Source organism: Protofrankia sp. Cj3, from assembly GCF_917627355.1.
Lineage (GTDB): Bacteria > Actinomycetota > Actinomycetes > Frankiales > Frankiaceae > Protofrankia.
Genome location: NZ_CAKJTR010000013.1, coordinates 28865 through 48092, shown reverse-complemented (window position 1 = coordinate 48092; position 19228 = coordinate 28865). Strand labels below are relative to the sequence as shown.

The following is a 19228-nucleotide window of genomic DNA, read 5'->3' as shown; positions in this document are numbered from 1 at the left end:
ATGGTGGACAGGATGTGGATCGACTCGAGCAGGTTTCGCGCGATGACGGGCAACATCACGTTCAGCTCGAAGTTGCCCGCGGAGCCACCGAAGGCCACGGCCGCGTCGTTGCCGACGACCTGCGCGACAACCTGGCACACCGCCTCGGGAATGACCGGGTTCACTTTTCCGGGCATGATCGAGGAGCCCGGCTGGAGGTCGGGCAGGTGGATCTCCCCGAGTCCCGCGCGTGGGCCCGACGAAGCCCACCGCAGGTCGTTGGCAATCTTGTAGAGGGACAGCGCGATCACCCGTAGTACGCCGGAGGCCTCGACCAAGGCATCCCGGGAGGCCTGGGCCTCGAAGTGGTTGCGTGCCTCCGACAGGGGCAGGCCGGTGGATGCGACCAGCTGCTTGATGACCGCCGCGGCGAAGCCCGGCGGGGTGTTGATGCCGGTGCCCACGGCGGTGCCGCCCAGCGGCAGTTCGCCGATCCGCGGCAACGCGCTGTGCAGGCGCTCCACGCCGTAGCGGACCGCGGCCGCGTACCCGCCGAACTCCTGCCCGAGGGTCACCGGTGTCGCGTCCATCAGGTGGGTGCGTCCGGACTTGACGACTTCGGCGAACTCGATGCTCTTGCGTTCCAATGATGTGGCCAGATGGTCGAGCGCGGGCACGAGGTCGCGGACGATTGCCTGGGTCGCGGCGACGTGGATCGACGAGGGGAACACGTCGTTGGACGACTGTGAGGCGTTGACGTGGTCGTTGGGGTGCACCGGCCGGCCCAGCCGCTCGGTGGCCAGCGTCGCCAGCACCTCGTTGGTGTTCATGTTGGATGACGTCCCGCTGCCGGTCTGGAACACGTCGATCGGGAAGTGGTCGTCCCAGCGCCCGGCGGCGACCTCCGCGGCCGCTGCGGAGATCGCCGCCGCGGTCTCCGTGTCGAGGACACCGAGGGCCGCGTTGGCGGTGGCCGCGGCAGCCTTGATCTGTGCGAGCGCGGCTATGTGGGCAGGGGAGACCCGCTGGCCCGAGACGGGGAAGTTCTCAACCGCACGCTGGGTCTGTGCCCGCCACCTGGCTGTGGCCGGTACCCGCACCTCGCCCATGGAGTCGTGCTCAATGCGGTACTCCTGCTCGCTCATGTGTTCCCGCTCCAACCGGTCGTTACCTGTTTGACGGCTGCCTTCCGTTCTGGAGGTTAGGGCCTGGCCGGGCCGCGTGATCGAAGATCGGCTGGACGGGCTGGAGCCGCGGCCTGTTGCCCGGCAGCCTGTCGCCCGGCGGCGCGGCGGGTCGCGGCGTACGGGAGCTTGGGTGGCGACGGCTGCGTCCGTGGATATGCGACATTGATCACAATAAAATTGATCATGACTGCCCAGGCTGACCGGCTCGTGACCGGACGTGTCACGTGAGAATCATTGACCGGTCATATTTCGGCCAAATTATCTATCGATTCTTGCCGTCCAGTCCCTGGCCAAAACGGTTCGATCATACTTTTTCGGATAGCCGATACGGGTTCCGGAACACCTGTCCGGCAGCTGTCCTTCCGGACGTCGTGTAACTCTCCCCGGCTTCGCTGTCAGCTGCTGCTAGCGTTGGCGTCGGCGCAAGAAATGGTGCGGCGGGGAACAGAGTGCGGTAACGACTGGAGTCGGCCGCCCGAACAGGTGGGATGGCGGCGGTCGTGCGTTCCAGGCTCCGTTGTTTGCTGGCTTGTTCCGCGGCTTTGACCGTGGTATTTACCACCAGTTCCTGTGGACATGGCGATTCCGCCAGGGCTGACGGTTCGTCGACTGCCCTCCTTGCTCCGCTGAATGTGCCGGCAGCGACGGTGCCCGTCGACAGGGCGCCGGTCGATACAGGGCCGCCCCTGGCCAGGCGGCTGGCTCTTGCCGGGCGGCTGGCGATGGCCTCGGCGTCCCCGGTTGCGTCGGCGTCCCCGGTTGTGTCGGCATCCCCGTGGAGCGGCCCCCAGCCGGCCGGGAGCAGCACGATTTCTCCGTATCCGTAACCTTTTCGTCGCGGTGAACAGAAATCGTCGACCAGGTCTGCCCATGGTGGGAGGACTGCTTTCTTTCCGGGTATTCCGTGGTTGTGGCCAGTAGCGGGGAAATGGCTTTTTCCGGTGTGGCCGGGCTGTCCGTGACGCCAATCCGGGCAACGCGAGTCCGGTCTTTTTCTGCATTCCAGCGGAGTGGGACGCGTTGCTGGCGGGTGCCCGGAATGACAGGTTCGACCGGACCTGATGCCTGCTGCCGTGCGCCCCTCCCGAGAGCTGTGGGAGCGCCCGCCCGACGCCCCGCGCCCGCCATTTCGATCAGGTAAGCACCCTCCTGGGCAGCACAAAAACGGCTGTGCGCCAGCCTGGCGGGCAGCGGGCCGCAGCGGCCGGATGGCGATCGTCGATCTTGAGTTGATTATCGTCATCACGAAACGTGTGTACTACGCGATGAATCAATTACGCTCCGTGTTAGTGTCGGTGGAGACAGGAAAGCCGGTTGTGCGGGTCGGCGCAGGGCTGTCCCGCCCGGATGTTGGGTTGTCGCCATATGCACACCAGACTCCGCATTCTTCTGCCACTGATCGCGGTTTCGGTGGTAGTCGCCAGCGCTGCCGTGGCGTGCACGGACGGCGCGCTGCTCGCTAGCGGCCCGGCGAGCAGCGCGCCGACGGGCCGCGGGCCGACGGTTGGTGACGGTTCGCGCTCTGCCTCGGCGGATGCCTGGGGCGCGCCGCTGTTCGTCGAGCGGTTCGACGGCAAGGACGTTGACCCCACAAACTGGTGGGTCTACGACAAGCCGAACGCGGAACCTTTCCCCAGATCGGTGGCTCGGGCCACGGTCGCGGGTGGCGCACTGCGCCTCACCGGGGGCTTCGACAGCGCTGGCCGGGATCTGGGCGCTGGGATCGCGAACAAGATGAACCTGCGGTACGGCCGTTGGGAGGCCCGCGTCCGGGTGGAGCGCGGCGATGGCTACTCGGGGGTGATACTGCTGTGGCCGGCGTCGGGCAACTGGCCCACCGACGGTGAGATCGACCTGCTGGAGGCAATTAACGGCAACCGCCAGGGCGCGTCGAGCTTCGTCCACAACGGTCCACGCAACCATGTTGAGTGGCACTATCTGCCCGGTGATTACACTCAGTGGCAAACCATCGCGGTCGAGTGGCTGCCCCGATCGATCACCTTCTATCTCAACGGCGTGCCAGAGTGGACAGTGACCACGCCAGCCATTCCGGGCGCGGTCAACCCGATCCCGTCGACGTCGGCGATGCACCTGGCGCTACAGCTGGACAAGGGCTGCACCGGCGCGATCCCGTGCCGGAACAGCCGGACGCCGGCGACAGTCACCATGTATGTCGATCAGGTACGGATATGGACGGCTCCGCCGCGGCTCACCGGGTAGGCGCGTGTGTCGCGGTGGCCGAGATCGGGACCATGTCGCGGGGCGGGTTGGTTCCCAGCACGATGTCGCCGATCCTGGATGTGACGCCCAGCCAGTAACGCTCGTTGCGGAAGTGGTGCAGGCGATGGTTGCGCCAGAGGCGTCGGTACATCCGGCTCCGAGGCTGATAGCCGCTGTGGATGAGGAAATGGGTCCAGTCGTAGACGAGCAGGCCCATGGCCGCGCACAGCGCCGCGGTGGCCGCCTGAGGCGATCCGTGAACGGCTGCGGCGAGGGCGGCCGTGCCGCCGGCAAGGACCTCCTGGGGGCGTACGAACATCGTGTCCATATTCGTCGGGTCACGGTGATGCTGCTCGTGCCCCCAGCCGGCGGCCTGGTAGAAGACACGGCCGATCGGGCTGATCGGCTCGGCATGCAGGATCTCCCGATGCACCGCCCATTCCACGAACGGCTGCGCGGCCATCATCGACACCGCGATCAGGGCGTCGCCTCGCCCGAATCGGCCGCGGGCGAGGCGTACGGCCACGAGGCTCCCGACGGTGCCCAGCAGCACCGGTGGGCGGGGATGGCGGACAAAGCGCCGGGCGGCGGCGGGCAGGGTGGCGACCTCGGTGGCGCGCCCATGGGGACCAGGCCTGTCCAGGCGAACGACCGCCGCGTTGACCACGCGGGCCGTGCCGGTGACCGCCCGGATCGGCAACGGCGTAGCCAGCCCGCGCAGGGTCCTCGCCCCGCTCAGAACGGCACCGTGGAGTAGGCCTGGAGCTTGGTCAGCTGGTGCTGGCTGTCGACCCGGCGGACCGTCCCACTGCGTGACCGCATGACCAGGGACGACGTGTTCGCCCCACCCGGCCGGTACCGGACCCCGGCCAGCAGCTCGCCGTCTGTGATGCCGGTGGCGACGAAGAAGACGTTGTCGCTGTCCACGAGTTCACGGGTGGTGAGGACACGTTTGGGGTCATGACCGGCATCGAAGACCTTCCGCTGTTCGTCGGGATCTCGCGGCCAGAGCCGTCCCTGGATGACGCCGCCGATACAGGCCACCGCGCATGCGGCAATGATCCCTTCGGGGGTGCCGCCAATGCCCAGCAACAGGTCGGCGCCGGTGTCGGCGGACGCGGCCATCACCGCGCCGGCCACGTCCCCGTCGGAGATGAGCTTCACCCGGGCACCGGCGGCGCGGATCTGTTCGATCAGCTCGGCATGGCGTGGGCGTTCCAGGACGATAACGGTCACATCCCGCGGATGCACGCCCTTGGCTTTGGCGACGGCACGGATGTTCTCCTCAACCGGCGCGGTGATGTCCACCATGCCGGCGGCTTCGGGGCCTGTGACCAGCTTTTCCATATAGAAGCAGGCACTCGCGTCGTACATGGATCCACGCTCGGAGACGGCCATCACCGCGATCGCATTGTTCATTCCCTTGGCGGTGAGGGTGGTGCCGTCCACCGGGTCGACGGCGACGTCGCATTCGGGGCCTTCGCCCGAGCCAACGTCCTCCCCATTGAAGAGCATCGGGGCTTCGTCCTTCTCGCCCTCGCCGATGACGACGATCCCGCGCATCGACACGGTGCCGACGAGCCGCCGCATGGCATCGACGGCGGCTTGGTCCGCGCCGTTCTTGTCACCGCGCCCGACCCATCGGGCGGCGGCGAGCGCGGCCGCCTCGGTAACCCGGACGAGCTCGAGGGCCAGGTTGCGGTCGGGGGCCTGCCCCTGGACGACGAGAGGATCAGGAAGAGTGCTGTCTGCTGCCACGCATCCGAGGGTAGTTGCACGCGCGTCCAGCCGCCCGCCAGCGCCGTGGCCGCCACGCCGAAGCGTCCGGAATTTTCGTATATGCGGTGTTTCGGTGTTTTTCGGGTGTTTTCGGGACGGTTGGAACTGTCGTGCGTTCATCGGGTACCGGACACCGGGTGTGGGTGTCGGATGGTGGACAGAATTGTGCTTCTTCCTGGTGCAACGCTGGCAGCCCGCTGTGCGTCGAACTGTTTACGGGAGGAGAGCGCCCGGCGCGCGGAGGGGGCGTGCCGGGCGCTCTTATGTGTTTATTTGCCTTCTGTTGTTTTTTGCGGCTGGCTTGATCGGCCCTTTCGCCTTACCTGGCTCATGTCGTTTCCCAAATCACGGTTTTGTAATGATTTGGCACGCGTTGCCGCGCGGATCGACCGCCCTGTCGGGCCGGGCCCGCGGCGGGACGTCAGGATGGACGGGTGGCACGAAGACGCGGTCAGGAGACGATCCGGGACATGCTGCTGTCCCTTGGCGTGGTGATGGCCGGTGTGGCGCTGTTCACCCTGTTCATGCCGAGGGGTGACGCGGACTCGGTGGTCGCTGTGGACACAGCCGCCCCGCTGGCCGCCTTCGCGCGGGTGGCACCGTTCGGCGTCGCGGAACCGACGGGCCTGCCCGGCTACTGGAAGGCCACGTCGATCCGGACGCAAGCGCCGCCTGGCGCGTCCCGCGCGGACGTGATCGAGCTGCGCATCGGTTACGTCGTTGACCGTCCGGGTAACCGTACGTACGCACAGCTCAATCAGGGCAATGCGAGGGACGCCGTCAAACGGGTCCTGGCGGACCGGCCGGTGACGGGGACCGTTGACCTGGCGGGGGCGCCGTGGCAGGAGCGGCGGGATGATGCCGGCCACCTGGCGCTGACCCGTCAGGTGGGTGACGTCATTCTGATCGTCTCCGACGGCGGTGGGCGGAGCGGCGCTTCTCTCACCGACCTGGGGACGCTGGCCGCCTCCCTGCGTGTTCCCAGCGACGGGCCTCAGCGGCTGTCATGACATGCCGATATAATGATCTTGATGGCGTCGGCGGACCGGCCGGCGCCGGCAATAGGGCGTTCGATCAGGGAGCGGCGCCTGGGCGGATGGATCGCGAGGCACCGACCGGGCGCCGCGAGCCGGACAGTCCTATTGCCGGTCGCTTTACCGGTCGCTCCAACCCGTCCACGGTGGCGTGCTCCGCGGGGTAACGGCGGCCGCTGTCAGGCGTCCGCCTGCGCGTCTTCGGACTGGCCGCCGCTGGCCGGTGCGGTTGTGTGCCGGGCCGTGTCGAGGCGGGCGCGGGCGCCGTCGAGGAAGGCCTGGCACGTCCTTGTCAGCGCCTCACCGCGTTCCCACAGCGTGAGCGACTCCTCCAGGGTGATGCCGCCGGCCTCCAGCCGGTGGACGACCTCCTCCAGCTCTGCCCGCGCCCGTTCGTACGTCGGGGAAGCCTCGTGCGCCGGTGGCGCGTCCTGTGAACCTGACACCGATACCTCCTGGGCATTGACCGGGGACGTTGACCGGGCGGACCGACGTTACCGACCGTTCTTACCGGCGGACCGGCAGCAGGGCGAACCGGGGCGGCCTTCCCCGCGTTCCGGGATCGACGGGGTACGCGCCGTGTCCGAGCGCGTGGAGCGGGAACTCGTGCCTTCCCCGACGCGATGACCGGCCCAGCTCCACCAGACGCCTGGGCACGGGCCAGCCGCGATAAATCATGACCAACAGCGGTCAGCCGTGGCTGTACGGTCCCATGGCCGGCGGGCCACCGGTGGTCGCGGGCGTGACACGTGACCGTGTGATCACCTGACCGCGGACTCTGGCACCGGCGCTGGCGATACTGTCGTCGGTGGAGAGTGGCTGGACACACCACTCGCCAGGTTCCCGCGATCGGTCCCGCGATTTGCGACGCTGATCATCGTGATGATGTTGGCGGCGTGCGCGGTCTGCTCCCTGATCGTCTGGCTGGTGCTCGCAGGCGGCCACGGAATGTTCTGGCGCACCGATACCCGGCTTGATCCCTACAGCCCCCAAGCGGATGGCGCGGCCGAGCCGAACGGCGGTTGGCCCGCTGTGACTGTGATCATTCCTGCCCGCAATGAAGCGGACATAATCCCCTATACTCTTCCATCCCTGCTCAGTCAGAACTATCCGGGCCCGCTCCAGGTCGTCCTTGTCGACGACGCCAGCGAGGACGGTACCGGGGAGATAGCCCGGACGCTCGGCCGGTCGGCCGGCGCTCATGTCCCGCTGAGGGTGCTCACCGGCGGAGGGCGCCCGGCCGGTTGGGTGGGCAAGGTGTGGGCCATGGAGCAGGGCGTCCGCGCCTCGTCGCCGGAATCCGAATGGCTTCTGTTCACCGACGCCGACATCGCTCATGGTCCCGAGTCGGTGGCCCGGCTCGTCCACCATGCCACCACCCGCGGGCTTGATCTCACGTCACTGATGGCGTTCCTGCGCGCGCGGTCCCGCTGGGAACGGCTCCTCATCCCCGCGTTCGTGTACTTCTTCGCGCAGCTTTACCCGTTCCGCCGGACCAACAGGCCGGCCACGCGGACCGCGGGCGCCGCCGGCCACGCCATCCTGCTGCGCCGCGGCGCGCTGGAACATGCCGGTGGGCTCGCCTCGATCGCCCGCGCGGTCATCGACGACTGCTCGTTGGCCAGGACGATCAAACGCAGCGGTGGGCGGATCTGGGTGGGACTCGCCGACCCGGCCACGGACGGCGTCCGTGGCGTCCGGCCGTGCCCACAGCTGGCGGACCTGTGGTCGATGGTCGCCCGCAGCGCCTACACCCAGCTCCGGCACTCGCCCGTACTGCTCATCGGCAGTGTCGCGGGCCTCGCGCTGACCTACGTGGCGCCACCGTTGGCGGCTGTGGTGGGGCTGGCCGGGTTGGCGGCCGGGGCTGGCGGCACCGCCGCCATCGTGAGCGCGGCCGCGGGCCTCGGCGCGTGGGCGGTGATGACCGCCACGTACATCCCCATGATCCGCTACTATCTCCAGTCGGCTCGTAACGCGGTGCTTCTGCCTGTGGTGGCCATCCTGTATGTACTGATGACGCTGGACTCGGCACGCGCGCACTGGCGCGGCCGGGGAGCGGCGTGGAAGGGACGGACCTACCCGGCGGTGAACGGCAACCGGGTCCCCGGCACCTGACGCGGGTGAGCAGCGGATGCCGTGGACCGATGTCCGCCGACGTCCGCTGCTCACAGCCGCGTTGCGGGGGATCGGGCTGGTGGCATCCTGGTGGAGCGGCCGGCGCTGGTCATCGCCTGTTGACGGGAGCCTCGGCAGCGGTCCCGCACTCGCTCGGCGGAATCGCCTGATCGCGCAGAAGGGTGTTCCACCGGCGTTCCCGGCGGGACGGCCCGGCATCGATCGACGCGCCGACCCAGCCTCGTACGGGACGGATCCCGTGCAGGGCATTGACCGCCCATACCTCAAGACCAGCCAGATCCCGCGGCCTGCTCTCCTCTTCCTGGACACGGACACCACGGGTGGCGGCGAGGCCGAGGATGGCGGCGCAGGTGACTCCCGGGAGGAGGTGGGGCGTGTCCGGTGGCAGGCAGAGGGTCTTGCCACGCCACCAGAGGACGCTGGTTGTGGTGCCTTCCCGGACCCGGCCGTCGGCGGAGAGGAGCAGCGTTTCGTCGGCACCGGCCCGAACAGCCGCCTGACGGAGTTCCGCGAGATAGCCCAGATCCGCCCCTTTCACCGTGGGCTGGACACGCTGATCCGCCGTGGGCGAGATCCAGAGCCGCACCGCTTCGCCGCGGGCGGGGGCGGGTCGCGGCCAGAGCTGCAGCCTGGGCCGATCATCGATCATGACTAGTTCGACGCGCGGGAACCAGCGGCCCGTCGCGGGGAGCTGGCGGACGGACGCCACCATGAACGCGACGCACCGCGCGGCCGGCAGGCCGGTCATCCGGGCGCACGCCGAGCTGAATCGCGCGAGGTGCGCCGGCCATGCTCGTACCCGGCCGTCATCCATCAGCCACGAGTCCACCACCAGCGGCCTGGACGGGTCATTGACCAGCGCGAAGCCCCCCGGCGCGCAGTCGGCACCGGCACCGGAGCCGACCCACCGCATCCGCGCGGTTGCCGACGTTTGGATATCATCAGGCGTAATCATCCGTACTATCCCGCTTGCTGGGCCGCGAGTCGACCCTGGCGGACAGCCGGGTGCGCTGTCAACGTGCCGCCGCGATAACACGAAAGGCCGCCGCCGGTGCGGAAACGTCGCTCGGCCCCGGGTGAGCAGGTCGCGGCTGACTCGTCACCGTCGGTGCGATCTGTTCTTGACCGAGAAGCGGATGTCCGTAATCGTTCAGGACATGCGACAGACAGAACAGGCAGACCCGGGGTCGGGCGATGCGGGGTTTGGTAACGCGGGGTTTGGTACCGCGTCATGAGCTCCGAGGCCGTGGCGGGGCGGCGGCCGGGCGGTGACGAGGCCAGCGACGAGGCCAGCGACGAGGGGTTCGTCGACGCGTTGCCCAAGGTGGAGCTGCACGTCCACCTGGAGGGGTCGATGCACCCGCGGACTCTGCTCACCCTCGCTCGTCGCCACGGCATCGACGATCTGCCAACCGATTCTGACGGCGTGGCGAAGTTCTACGAGTTCCGCGACTTCGACCATTTCATCGACGTCTACCTGGCTGCTGTCCGCGTGCTGCGGGACGGCGAGGACTTCGCGCTGCTGGCCCGTGAGACCGCGCTGGGGCTCGCCGCGCAGGGGGTCCGGTACGCTGAGATCACCTTCACGCCGTTCCTGCACATCCAGCGTGGTATCGACGCGGCCGAGGTCTTCGACGGGGTCGAGCAGGGCCGTCGGGAGGCCGAGGAGGCGACCGGTATCCAGCTGCGGTGGGTCACCGACATCCCAGGCCTGCCCGGGATGGATCTGCGCCCCGCGGCCGAGGCGACGATCGAGTTCGCGTTGAGCCACCGTGGGTCGGTGATCGCGCTCGGGCTGGGCGGGTCCGAGGCCGGTGTGCCCCGGTCGCAGTTCGCGGACGTGTTCACCGCCGCGCGGGACGCCGGGCTGCACCGCGTACCGCATGCCGGCGAGACCACTGGGCCGCGCACGATCTGGGACTCCCTCGAGTATCTGCACGCCGAACGCATCGGTCACGGCATCCGCGCCATCGACGACCCGGTACTGGTCGACCACCTGCGGGCACAGCACGTCCCGCTGGAGGTGTGCCCGACATCGAACCTCCGTACCGGGGTCGTCGCGGACTATTCGGGGCACCCGTTGTCCACAATGATCAAAATGGGTCTGCCGGTCAGCCTCAACAGTGACGACCCGCCGATGTTCGGCACCACACTGCGCGATGAGTACCTGCATGCGCTGCGCGGTCTGGGCCTGACCCGGCGCCAGGTAGTTGATCTTGCGGTGGCCGCCGTCGACCACTCGTTCGCTCCCACCGCGCTCAAGGCCGCCATCCGCGCGGACCTCGCCGGAGTCGTCGAGGGCCTCAGCCTTTAGACACTCTGGGGATCGCGGGCGCCGGCGGTCGCGGGGAAGGAGCCACCGGCAACCCGGATGGCCAGCTCGTCACCTGTGTCCACCCCCGCCGGGTCGCGCACGATGGAGCCGTCGGCGGTCCGGCGCACCAGGGCGTATCCGCGATCCAAAGTCGCGGCCGGTGACAGTGCGCGCAGCTGGGCGGATGTGTGGGCCAGCTCGCGCTCGGCCCCGGCGAGGATCTGCATCACGCAACGTAGCCCGCGGGACCGTAGCTCGTTGACGGACTCGCTCTGGCGGTCAAGTTCGCGGCCGGGCGCGGCCAGCACGGGACGGCCGCGTAGATCGGCCAGTCCGCGTTCCTCGTGCTTCAGCCGCTGTTCGACGATCCGCCTGGACCGGTCGCGCAACGCGGTGACCAGGGCGTGTTGTTCGGCCACGTCCGGCACGATCCGTTTCGCCGCGTCCGTCGGAGTGGACGCGCGGACGTCGGCGACGAAGTCGAGCAGGGGCGCGTCCTGCTCGTGGCCGATGGCGGATACCACCGGGGTGCCCGCCGCGGCTACGGCCCGTATCAACGCCTCGTCGGAGAAGGGCAGCAGGTCCTCCATCGACCCACCGCCCCGGGCGATGACGATGACGTCCACGCCGGGGATACGGTCGAGGTCACGCAGCGCGTCGATGACCTGTCCAACGGCGAGCGGCCCCTGGACCGCCACTTCCCGGGTCACGATGCGCACGGCGGGCCAACGACGGCGGGCGTTCTCGACCACGTCCCGCTCGGCCGCGCTCGCCCGTCCGGTGATCAGCCCGACCGCCTGCGGGAGGAACGGGAGCCGGCGTTTGCGGGCAGCGGCGAACAGGCCCTCCGCCGCGAGCACGCCGCGCAGCTGCTCGAGGCGCGCGAGCAGGGCGCCCGCACCGAGTGGGCGGATCTCCACGACAGCGAGCGCCAGCGTTCCCCGCGTGGGGTGGAAGGACGGCTTGCCCCAGACCACCACTCTGGCGCCATCGACGAGCCCGGCTCCGATCGCCTCACAGACGGCCCGCGGGCAGGTGAGCCGCAGCGACACGTCGGCGACGGGATCGCGCAGCGTGAGGAAGACGGTGGCGAGCCCGGGGCGGCGGACGATCTCGGTGAGCTGCCCTTCCACCCAGACCCGCCCAAGCCGGTTGACCCAGTCCCCGATCGCGCGGGAAATCGTGCGGACCGGCAGCGGCTGCTCCGGTGAGGAGGTGAGTGCCATCGAGCCACCGTAACGACGTGAACCGTCGATCCATGCACAAATCGCTTCGGGTGTCCTGGCAGGTTGCCGGCGTGTGACGGTTATCGTTCGCTCCTCCGGCCGCTGCTGGGCCGCGTACACTTCCGGGCATGGGGCGGATCCTGTTGGCCAATCCGCGCGGGTACTGCGCTGGTGTTGACCGAGCGGTGCTGACGGTCGAGAAGACGCTGGAGCTGTACGGCGCTCCCGTCTACGTACGCAAGCAGATCGTGCACAATGCCCACGTCGTCAAGACGCTGGAGGCAAAAGGCGCGATCTTTGTGGACGAGACGGACGAGGTTCCTGCCGGGGCGACCGTGGTGTTTTCTGCCCACGGTGTCGCACCGTCCGTCCATGAGGAGGCGAGGTCCCGGGAACTGCGAACGATCGACGCCACGTGCCCGCTCGTGACGAAGGTGCACGGCGAGGCACGCAGATTCGCCAAGGAGGACTTCGACATCCTCCTCATCGGCCATGAAGGCCACGAGGAGGTTGTCGGTACCACGGGCCAGGCGCCCGACCGCATCCACCTGGTCGACGGCGTGGAGGATGCGGCGGCCGTCAAGGTCCGCGACGAGTCCAGAGTTGCCTATCTTTCACAGACCACGCTGTCGGTCGACGAGACCGAGACCACGGTGCACGCGTTGCGTGAGCGGTTCCCGCTGCTACAGGGGCCGCCGAGTGCCGACATCTGTTATGCCACCCAGAACCGCCAGGTCGCGGTCAAGGAGATCGCCGGCCAGGTCGAGCTGATCCTCGTGGTCGGGTCGCCGAACTCGTCGAACTCCGTACGCCTGGTCGAGGTCGCCCTTGACCACGGGGTGCCTGCCGCCTACCTGGTGGACGACGCCAGCCAGGTGGATCCGGCCTGGCTCGACGGGGTGGAGACCATTGGTGTGACCAGCGGGGCTTCGGTTCCTGAGGAGCTGGTCACCGAGGTGGTCGCCTGGCTCGCCGAACGCGGTTTCGACGATGTCGAGCAGGTGACTTCGGCCGAGGAGCATCTGCTGTTCGCGCTGCCCCCTGAGCTCCGCCGGGAAATCCGGGCCCGGGAGCGCGCGGCCAAGGTCTAGCCGACCGACGGACCAGGAGAACCGTTGGATCGGCACATCCGATCCAACGGTGCGATCGATCCAACCGGTGCAATGCGCGACCGCATCGCACCGGTTGGCTTTTCTGGTGTCACACCTGGGTGTTTTCTGGTGTCACGCCCGGGTAGCGGTGGCCACCGCTACCCGGGATCGTCGGGCTGGGCCGCCGGGCCGCTGAGCCACCATGAGGGAACGCAGCAGTTCCGCCTGGCTGTCAGCCTGCTGGGTGAGGGTGTGCCGAGCGAGCACGTTCGCCCGGGCGGCTATGGAAATCCGCTCGGCATAGCCCGGATTACCGAGCAGGTCGGTCAGCCGGCGGGTGAGATCGTCGACATCCCCCGCGCGGGCGAGCAGCCCGGTCACACCGTCCGTGACGATCTCTGGGATGCCGGCTGTCGGGAATGCGACCACCGGTGTTCCGCATGCCTGCGCTTCCAGAACGCTCAGCGGCAGGCCTTCCAGACTGGACGCGAGCACCAGCGCGTCGCATGCCCGCAGCAGACCGGCTATATCCGTGCGTGGGCCGAGGAAGCGTATCCGCACGCCCAGCAGGCTGGCGCCGAGCTCGCGTAGCGTCCTCGCGTGTGCCGGATCGAGGCTCGGCGCGCCCGCGACGGCGAGCTGTGCACGCGCGAACTGTCCGGGCAGTGAGGCCACCGCCCGGATCACGTTGTCCACGCCCTTGCGTGGGTCGAGCCGGGACAGCGCCAGTACCACGGGTGCGGACGGATCGGCCGCCAGCTGGGCGCGTACCGCGGGATCGGCGGGTCCCGGCCGCAGCGCGTCCGTGTCGACCCCGTTGCGGATCACCTGGGTACGGCGGGCTGCCGCGGGTGGCAATGACGCCGCCACCGCGTCGCTGACCGCCACCGACGCCTGCGCGCCGCGCACCGCCAGCCCCCGCAGCCGGCCGATCAGATCCGGTTCGTTCTCCTCATGCAGGTGCAGGACGACCGGCCGGTTCGTCAGCCGGCCCGCCAGCACGCACTGCAGATGCGACCAGTGGCTGTTCGCGTGTACTGCGTCCACGTCAAGGAGGCGGACGAGTGCCGCCGTGCGTCGGGCGAGCATGGCGGTCCGTCCGAACTCCCGGACCGCGCCGACGGGGCTGAGCTGGCCATCCGGCGCGCGTATCCCGCGATCGTCGGGTGCGGGCAGCATGACGTGCAACAGCCCGGCCGCCCGCCATGCCTCGGCCGTGGCGCTGCCGGCGGGCGCCGCGAGGATCTGTTCGACCCCACGGTCGCGGAGCAGCGGCGCGAGCCGCAGCAGATAGCGCTGTGCGCCCCATAGTCCCTCGCCCTGCTCGACAACCAACAACCGGCAGCGGGCTGGTTCCCGCGGCATCCTTGCCGATGTGTCCGTCACGGCCGTGGGCGTGCTCACCGGTCCGCTCCTGACGCCGCCGGCCCCGGCACCGCCTCTGACGTGGGCTCTGACGTGGGCTCTGACGTGGGCTCTGACGTGGGCTCCGACGTGGGCTCCGACGTGGGCGCTGGCCCCGGTTCCGGCGATGTGTCTGTGCCGGCCGGCCCCGGGGAGGTCAGCAGATCGAGCGGGTCAGTGCACAGCAGGCCGATCGCGGCGGCCACGGCGGCCCGGGAGAAGCTGGCCGGATGGAAGGCCGCGGTGATCGACAGCGCGCCGCGCAGCTCGACGAACTTCACAGAGATGACGTCGTTGTCTCCGGGTGTGGACGCCGAGTACAGCTGAGGCGTGTCCGTACCGGGATCCGTGCCCGGCGGACCATCGACCCAGCCAAGCCGTTCGAAGCGCGGCACCCGGCCCAGATGGTTGAGCACCAGGCACGGGTGCGGCGGTGGATGGACGCCGGCCCGCGGTGGTGCTGCCGACGGCAGCCGCCGTCGGTAGCCGCGGGCGGCAATGAGACACAGCGTGGCCAGCGGCCGGCCAGAGGCAACCGTTTCGCGCAGTGCCCGGCTGATGGCGACCGGATCGACCGGATCGACCGGGAACATGCGCAGACCCACCGCGAAGTTGCCCGCGACGTTTGCGTCGGCCGGCAGGAAACGCCGGTTGTCAACCAGTGTGAACAGGCCCGCGCTGGCGGGTGTGCCCAGCCCGCAGCGGTCGAACGCGACCCGGGCCGCGGCGAACATGACGGCGGCGCTGGTCGAGCCGGGGGCGTGGGCATCGCGCCACTCCCGGATATCCGCCAGCGTCGACACGGGGCTGTGCCGTGCGACAACCGCCAGCGCCGGCGCAGCCGGCCGGCTCGGAGCGGCCGTGGATGTTGCGGCTGTGGATGTCGTGGTTGTGGATGTTGCGGCCGGTGCCCGCGCGGTGGATGCGGGCGGTGGGCCACCGGCTGCGCGCCTGGACCGCGGCGGTGCCGCCGGTGGTCCGCTCGGCCGCGGACCGCGCAGCATCGCCAGCAGGCGGCGCGGATCACGACCGCAGAAGTGGATGAGTGCGCGTAGCAGCGGCAGCACCGTCTCGTCCCTGGTCAGCGCTACCGGTGGGTCGCCGTCGAGGCCGGCGCGCAGCAGGTCGGGGAAGGCGTTCGTACTCAACCAGCCGTCGCCGAGACAGTGGGCTATCGACAATGCCGCGTACCGGCGTCCGACATAGAGCTGGAACGGCAGGGTCGGCACAGCGGATGCGTAGAGGCGTTCGATATGGCCGGTGAGGTCGTCCGGGTCGGGATCGTCCATCGGGACAATCATCGTCACGCAGTGCCGGCGTATCTCGGCGGTCGGGGTCGGCCGCCACCGTGTCGAGCTCGGGTCGAGCGTACGGAACAGCCGGTGGCCGGGTTTCATGGTGAACAGTTGTTCCGCGGCCACCCTGACCGCGGCCACGTCCGGCATGTCGGCCGGGCCGGCGAGCATGATGTGCCGCCGGCCTATCCAGGCACGGTCACGACCGGCCATACGCATGAAAGCTCCTCTCTTTTCCGTCGTTATGGATTCCGCTGTTACGGACGCGGGCACAGCGACGTCGCTGTTGTGGCCACCGTCGTTGTGGCCACCGTCGTTATGGCCACCGCCGTTGTGATTGCTGGTGTTGTGGCCACTGTTCAGACGCACTCTCAGCGCGGGGCGGCTGAGCATGATGGCGATCATCGCCGTGACGCTCTGCCCCGCAACCCAGGCGAGACCGACACCGGGCAGCCCAAGCGGCTGGGCGAACTGCCAGACACCTACGGTTATGATCATCGCGGGGATGGCCTGCAGGACGACGATCCGGCCGGCCTGCCGCCGTGCCCGCGCCGCACAGACGGCCAGTACCGTCACCGCGCGGGCCATACCGCCGAGCAGCAGCAGACGCAGCAGGGTGGTGGCCTGCTCGGCGTAGGTCGTCCCGAAGATTTTCAGGATCGCTGGAGCCGCGGCGATGCCGGCGGCACCGACCGCCGCGACGACCGGGAGAACCCGGCGCAGGACGGCCGTGTGCAGGGCGTCGACGTTGGCACCGGGCTGGGCACCCTCGACCGTCAGCGAGATCCCCATCCCGATGGTGATCAGATCGACCGATACCGTCAGCATCCAGGCGATGCCGAACGCGCCGCCGGCCGTCGAGCCCATCCTGACCACGACGAGTACCGGCAGGAAGGTCGTCGCGACCTGGGCGAAGAGCATTCCCACGGCGTCACCGGACAGGAAGCGAAACATCTCGGTAGTCCCGCCCAGCGTTTCGCCTGCCGCCCTGCCCCCCGTGGGGCGGGACGGCGGCAGCAGCCGCGTCCACAGCAGCCAGGAGACAGCCGCGATGAACACCACCGGCGGCAGCGCCCATGAGCCGAAGAGACTGAGTGCGCCGCTCTGCCCGCCCGCGGCCAGCGCCGCGAGCACCGCCAGCTTGGTGGCGCTGTAGGCGACGTTTTCGATCGGCACCCAGAGCGCGGCGCGCAGGCCTGTCAACACGCTGTCCTGTAAGGAGAAGATCGACCAGAGCACGACCGCCAGCGTGAAGCCGATCGCGGCGCTGGGACGTCCCAGCACCGCGAGCGCTGGACTCATCCTGGGGATCACCAGTACGAACACCGTGCCCAGCAGCAGGCTCGCACCGGTCGCCACGCCGTATCCGATCAGTACCAGGCGCCGGGCGGATGCCCCGGCGCCTGGGAGGAACGTCGCGAACGCGCCGCCGAAGCTGAACTGGGCAAGCGTTGACAGCGCGGTGAGCGCCGCGACCAGGGCGGTGGCCGCGCCGACCGTGGCCGGGGTGGCGGTGCGCGCGGCGAGAATCCAGTACGCGCTTCCCAACAGGGAGGACACTCCACTGTTGACGACTAGGGCCAGCCCGTTGCGGTAGAGGACGCCGCGCCGGGCAGTGGCTTGCGCAGGCCGTGTTCCCGGCGCCGGATCCGCCGGGCGAGCGTTCCCGCGAGTCATCCTGTGCCGGCCTCGCTGTCGCTGATCATGGTAGGGGTATGGGTGGCGTCCGGAGTGCCCCGGCACGCCGGCGGTCATCATCGGCCTGCCCGGTAGGAGTAGATGCGGGCAGTCGGGCTGGTGAAGAAGGCCTGGAAGCGTGGCGAACGCGCGACCGCCTGCTCCAGGGAGCCCAGCGCTCCCGGTGGGGCGAGCCCGAAGACCTCGGCGTAGACCTCCTGCGAGGTTGTGAACGCGAGATAACCGTGCGTGGAGTACTGCCGCAGCACCGCGACGACGCCATCGAGGTCAGCCGCGCCCAGCTGGCGGTGGCGGAACCCGGCCGTGTGCAGCAGGTTGGGGTCGTCGTCACTGCTCGGACCCCGAAATTCCGGGTACCTGGGGCCGTACCTGAGCGGGAAGTCGGGGCCGGCGAGAAGAAGCACCGACCCGGCTTCGGCGTGGGCGTCGAAGTAGTCGGCGGCCCGGACGGTGTCCGGAGTCATGATGTTGATTTCTTCCTGTCCGGTGAACGCGGGCAGGAACATGGCGACCAGAGCGCCGGTGACGGCGCTGACCCGCGGCGCCTGGCGCAGGCGCCACACGCCGCCGGTGGGCTCCAGGGCGAGGGCGCCGAGAACAGCCGCGAACGGCAGGGCGAACAGGACGACCCGAAGCGACGCCTCGCCGCCGTAGTTCTGAGCGAACACGATCCCGACGGGAACCACCGCGAGCAGCAGCGGGATCCCGGCCACGCGGTTACCCCGGCGCAGATCGCGCCAGGCGCCGATGACGGCCAGCAGCCCCACGGAGACCGTCAGCGCGTACCCGGCGCGCGCGTTGAAGATTTTCCCGGGCAGCGGGGAGAACTCGTGAACGTGCGCGTTCGTCGCGTTGGCCACCGGGTTCGTCCCGGAAAGCAGGCCGAAGGTGTGCTGGACGTAGCCGAGGTTCGGCACCAGCCAGGCCAGCGTGAGCCCGGCCAGTACAGCGGTGAGCCACCGCGGCCGGACGTATCCCGCGGCGCTCAGCGCGCCCATCCCGGCGACGAGCAGATAGGGGGTGAGCTGGTGACTGACGACCACCGCCGCCTGCAGCACACATATGATCGTTATAGCTGCCCGCCGTGCCGGGCCCGGGGGCGTCCCGGCCAGGTGTGATGATCGCGGCCCGGTCAGGAACCGCAGCGCGACCAGATACAGACCGAGCCCCATCGTGAGCCCGAATGCCTGCGGCGCGAAATAGCTTTGTCCCACCCAGTTGGTGATGACGAAGAGGAAGGCGGCCGTGGCGGCGGTACGGGCACGACCGGTCAGCGTCCGTGCGGTCGCGGCGACTATTCCTGCCTGGACAAGCGGAAAGAAAACCTCGGCCCAGGCCGCGTACGTCACCGGATTCCGCTGTCCGGCGAGCTGGCCGAACAGCGCGGCAACCGCAAAGAATCCCGGCCACCGATGGTAGATGTCGATCCCGGGGTCGATACTGCCGTGCACATCGATGTACCGGACGACGCCGATGTGTTTGTACACCCAGGGGTAGTGCGGAACGTCCGTGCACAGTGGCACCGTCCCGTAGAGGATGACCACGGTTGCCGTGAGGAAACCGGCGAGCAGCCACGGGCTCGGCCGCCGCTGGCAGAGCGCGGTCGCGTACCCGACGACCACCAGGGCGAGTCCGGCGTACCAGCGCACAGGCAGAGCTGGTGGCAGCCCGTAGTCACCGAGGGAGTCCACCCGGATGTCGCCCAGTGACGTGGCCCATAGGAGGACGCCGGCAATGCCCACCGCCGTGGTCGGTGCGAGCCTGCCCAGCGCACGCACCGCTGCCGAGGCCTGGGCGGCCGCTGCCGTTGCCGGCGGGACCGCCAGCCAGCTCAACCGATGGATCGGCGGGCTGGCGGTCAT

Annotated in this window: 14 protein-coding genes; 5 read left to right on the top strand and 9 right to left on the bottom strand. The window is 69.2% G+C overall.

The annotated features are described in order from the left end of the window. Positions 1 to 1124: lyase family protein (locus tag MJ783_RS03270; RefSeq protein ID WP_239308416.1), on the bottom strand; the 1124-nt coding region annotated here is incomplete at its 3' end. Between the two features lie 1407 nt (positions 1125 to 2531). Between MJ783_RS03270 and MJ783_RS03265 the strand changes: the two genes are divergently transcribed. Next, on the top strand, positions 2532 to 3386 hold the full coding sequence (locus tag MJ783_RS03265; RefSeq protein ID WP_239308415.1) for a family 16 glycosylhydrolase: 855 nt from the start codon (positions 2532 to 2534) through the stop codon (positions 3384 to 3386). On the opposite strand, the gene MJ783_RS03260 is transcribed toward MJ783_RS03265, so the two are convergent. After that, entirely contained in the window at positions 3376 to 4086 is a 711-nt protein-coding gene (locus MJ783_RS03260; RefSeq protein ID WP_239308414.1) for a sterol desaturase family protein, read from the bottom strand. The genes MJ783_RS03265 and MJ783_RS03260 overlap by 11 nt on opposite strands. Before the next feature lie 35 nt (positions 4087 to 4121). Further along, complete coding sequence (gene glpX / locus MJ783_RS03255; RefSeq protein ID WP_239308413.1) at positions 4122 to 5144, bottom strand: class II fructose-bisphosphatase; 1023 nt, start codon at positions 5142 to 5144, stop codon at positions 4122 to 4124. Positions 5145 to 5599: 455 nt separating this feature from the next. Between glpX and MJ783_RS03250 the strand changes: the two genes are divergently transcribed. Continuing rightward, positions 5600 to 6175 (top strand): DUF4245 domain-containing protein, encoded by a 576-nt coding sequence (locus MJ783_RS03250; protein ID WP_239308412.1) that lies wholly within the window; start codon positions 5600 to 5602, stop codon positions 6173 to 6175. Positions 6176 to 6378: 203 nt separating this feature from the next. Here the strand turns inward: MJ783_RS03250 and MJ783_RS03245 are convergent, their stop codons facing one another. Then, the gene (locus tag MJ783_RS03245) at positions 6379 to 6645 is read right to left on the bottom strand and encodes an exodeoxyribonuclease VII small subunit (protein WP_239308411.1); all 267 of its coding nucleotides are present in this window, start codon (positions 6643 to 6645) and stop codon (positions 6379 to 6381) included. Between the two features lie 436 nt (positions 6646 to 7081). Here MJ783_RS03245 and MJ783_RS03240 point away from each other — a divergent pair, with 436 nt between their 5' ends. Continuing rightward, the gene (locus tag MJ783_RS03240) at positions 7082 to 8317 is read left to right on the top strand and encodes a glycosyltransferase (RefSeq protein WP_239308421.1); all 1236 of its coding nucleotides are present in this window, start codon (positions 7082 to 7084) and stop codon (positions 8315 to 8317) included. Positions 8318 to 8426: 109 nt separating this feature from the next. Here the strand turns inward: MJ783_RS03240 and MJ783_RS03235 are convergent, their stop codons facing one another. Next, entirely contained in the window at positions 8427 to 9293 is an 867-nt protein-coding gene (locus tag MJ783_RS03235; protein ID WP_239308410.1) for an aminotransferase class IV, read from the bottom strand. A 276-nt stretch (positions 9294 to 9569) separates the two neighbouring features. Between MJ783_RS03235 and add the strand changes: the two genes are divergently transcribed. Then, complete coding sequence (gene add / locus MJ783_RS03230) at positions 9570 to 10652, top strand: adenosine deaminase (protein ID WP_239308409.1); 1083 nt, start codon at positions 9570 to 9572, stop codon at positions 10650 to 10652. Here the strand turns inward: add and xseA are convergent. Further along, positions 10649 to 11878: an exodeoxyribonuclease VII large subunit gene (gene xseA / locus MJ783_RS03225; protein WP_239308408.1), complete on the bottom strand. Its 1230-nt coding sequence runs from the start codon at positions 11876 to 11878 to the stop codon at positions 10649 to 10651. The two genes, add and xseA, sit on opposite strands and share 4 nt — an antisense overlap. 128 nt (positions 11879 to 12006) lie before the next feature. Between xseA and MJ783_RS03220 the strand changes: the two genes are divergently transcribed. Further along, positions 12007 to 12969 (top strand): 4-hydroxy-3-methylbut-2-enyl diphosphate reductase, encoded by a 963-nt coding sequence (locus MJ783_RS03220; RefSeq protein ID WP_239308407.1) that lies wholly within the window; start codon positions 12007 to 12009, stop codon positions 12967 to 12969. Positions 12970 to 13101: 132 nt separating this feature from the next. Here MJ783_RS03220 and MJ783_RS03215 read toward each other — a convergent pair whose 3' ends face one another. From MJ783_RS03215 to MJ783_RS03205, 3 genes are all read right to left on the bottom strand, one after another. Then, complete coding sequence (locus MJ783_RS03215) at positions 13102 to 14373, bottom strand: glycosyltransferase family 4 protein (protein WP_239308406.1); 1272 nt, start codon at positions 14371 to 14373, stop codon at positions 13102 to 13104. Further along, positions 14370 to 17345 (bottom strand): hypothetical protein, encoded by a 2976-nt coding sequence (locus MJ783_RS03210; protein ID WP_239308405.1) that lies wholly within the window; start codon positions 17343 to 17345, stop codon positions 14370 to 14372. The genes MJ783_RS03215 and MJ783_RS03210 overlap by 4 nt, the downstream gene beginning before the upstream one ends. 77 nt (positions 17346 to 17422) lie before the next feature. Further along, positions 17423 to 19228, bottom strand: a 1806-nt coding sequence (locus MJ783_RS03205) for a hypothetical protein (protein ID WP_239308404.1), incomplete at its 5' end; no start/stop codon positions are given.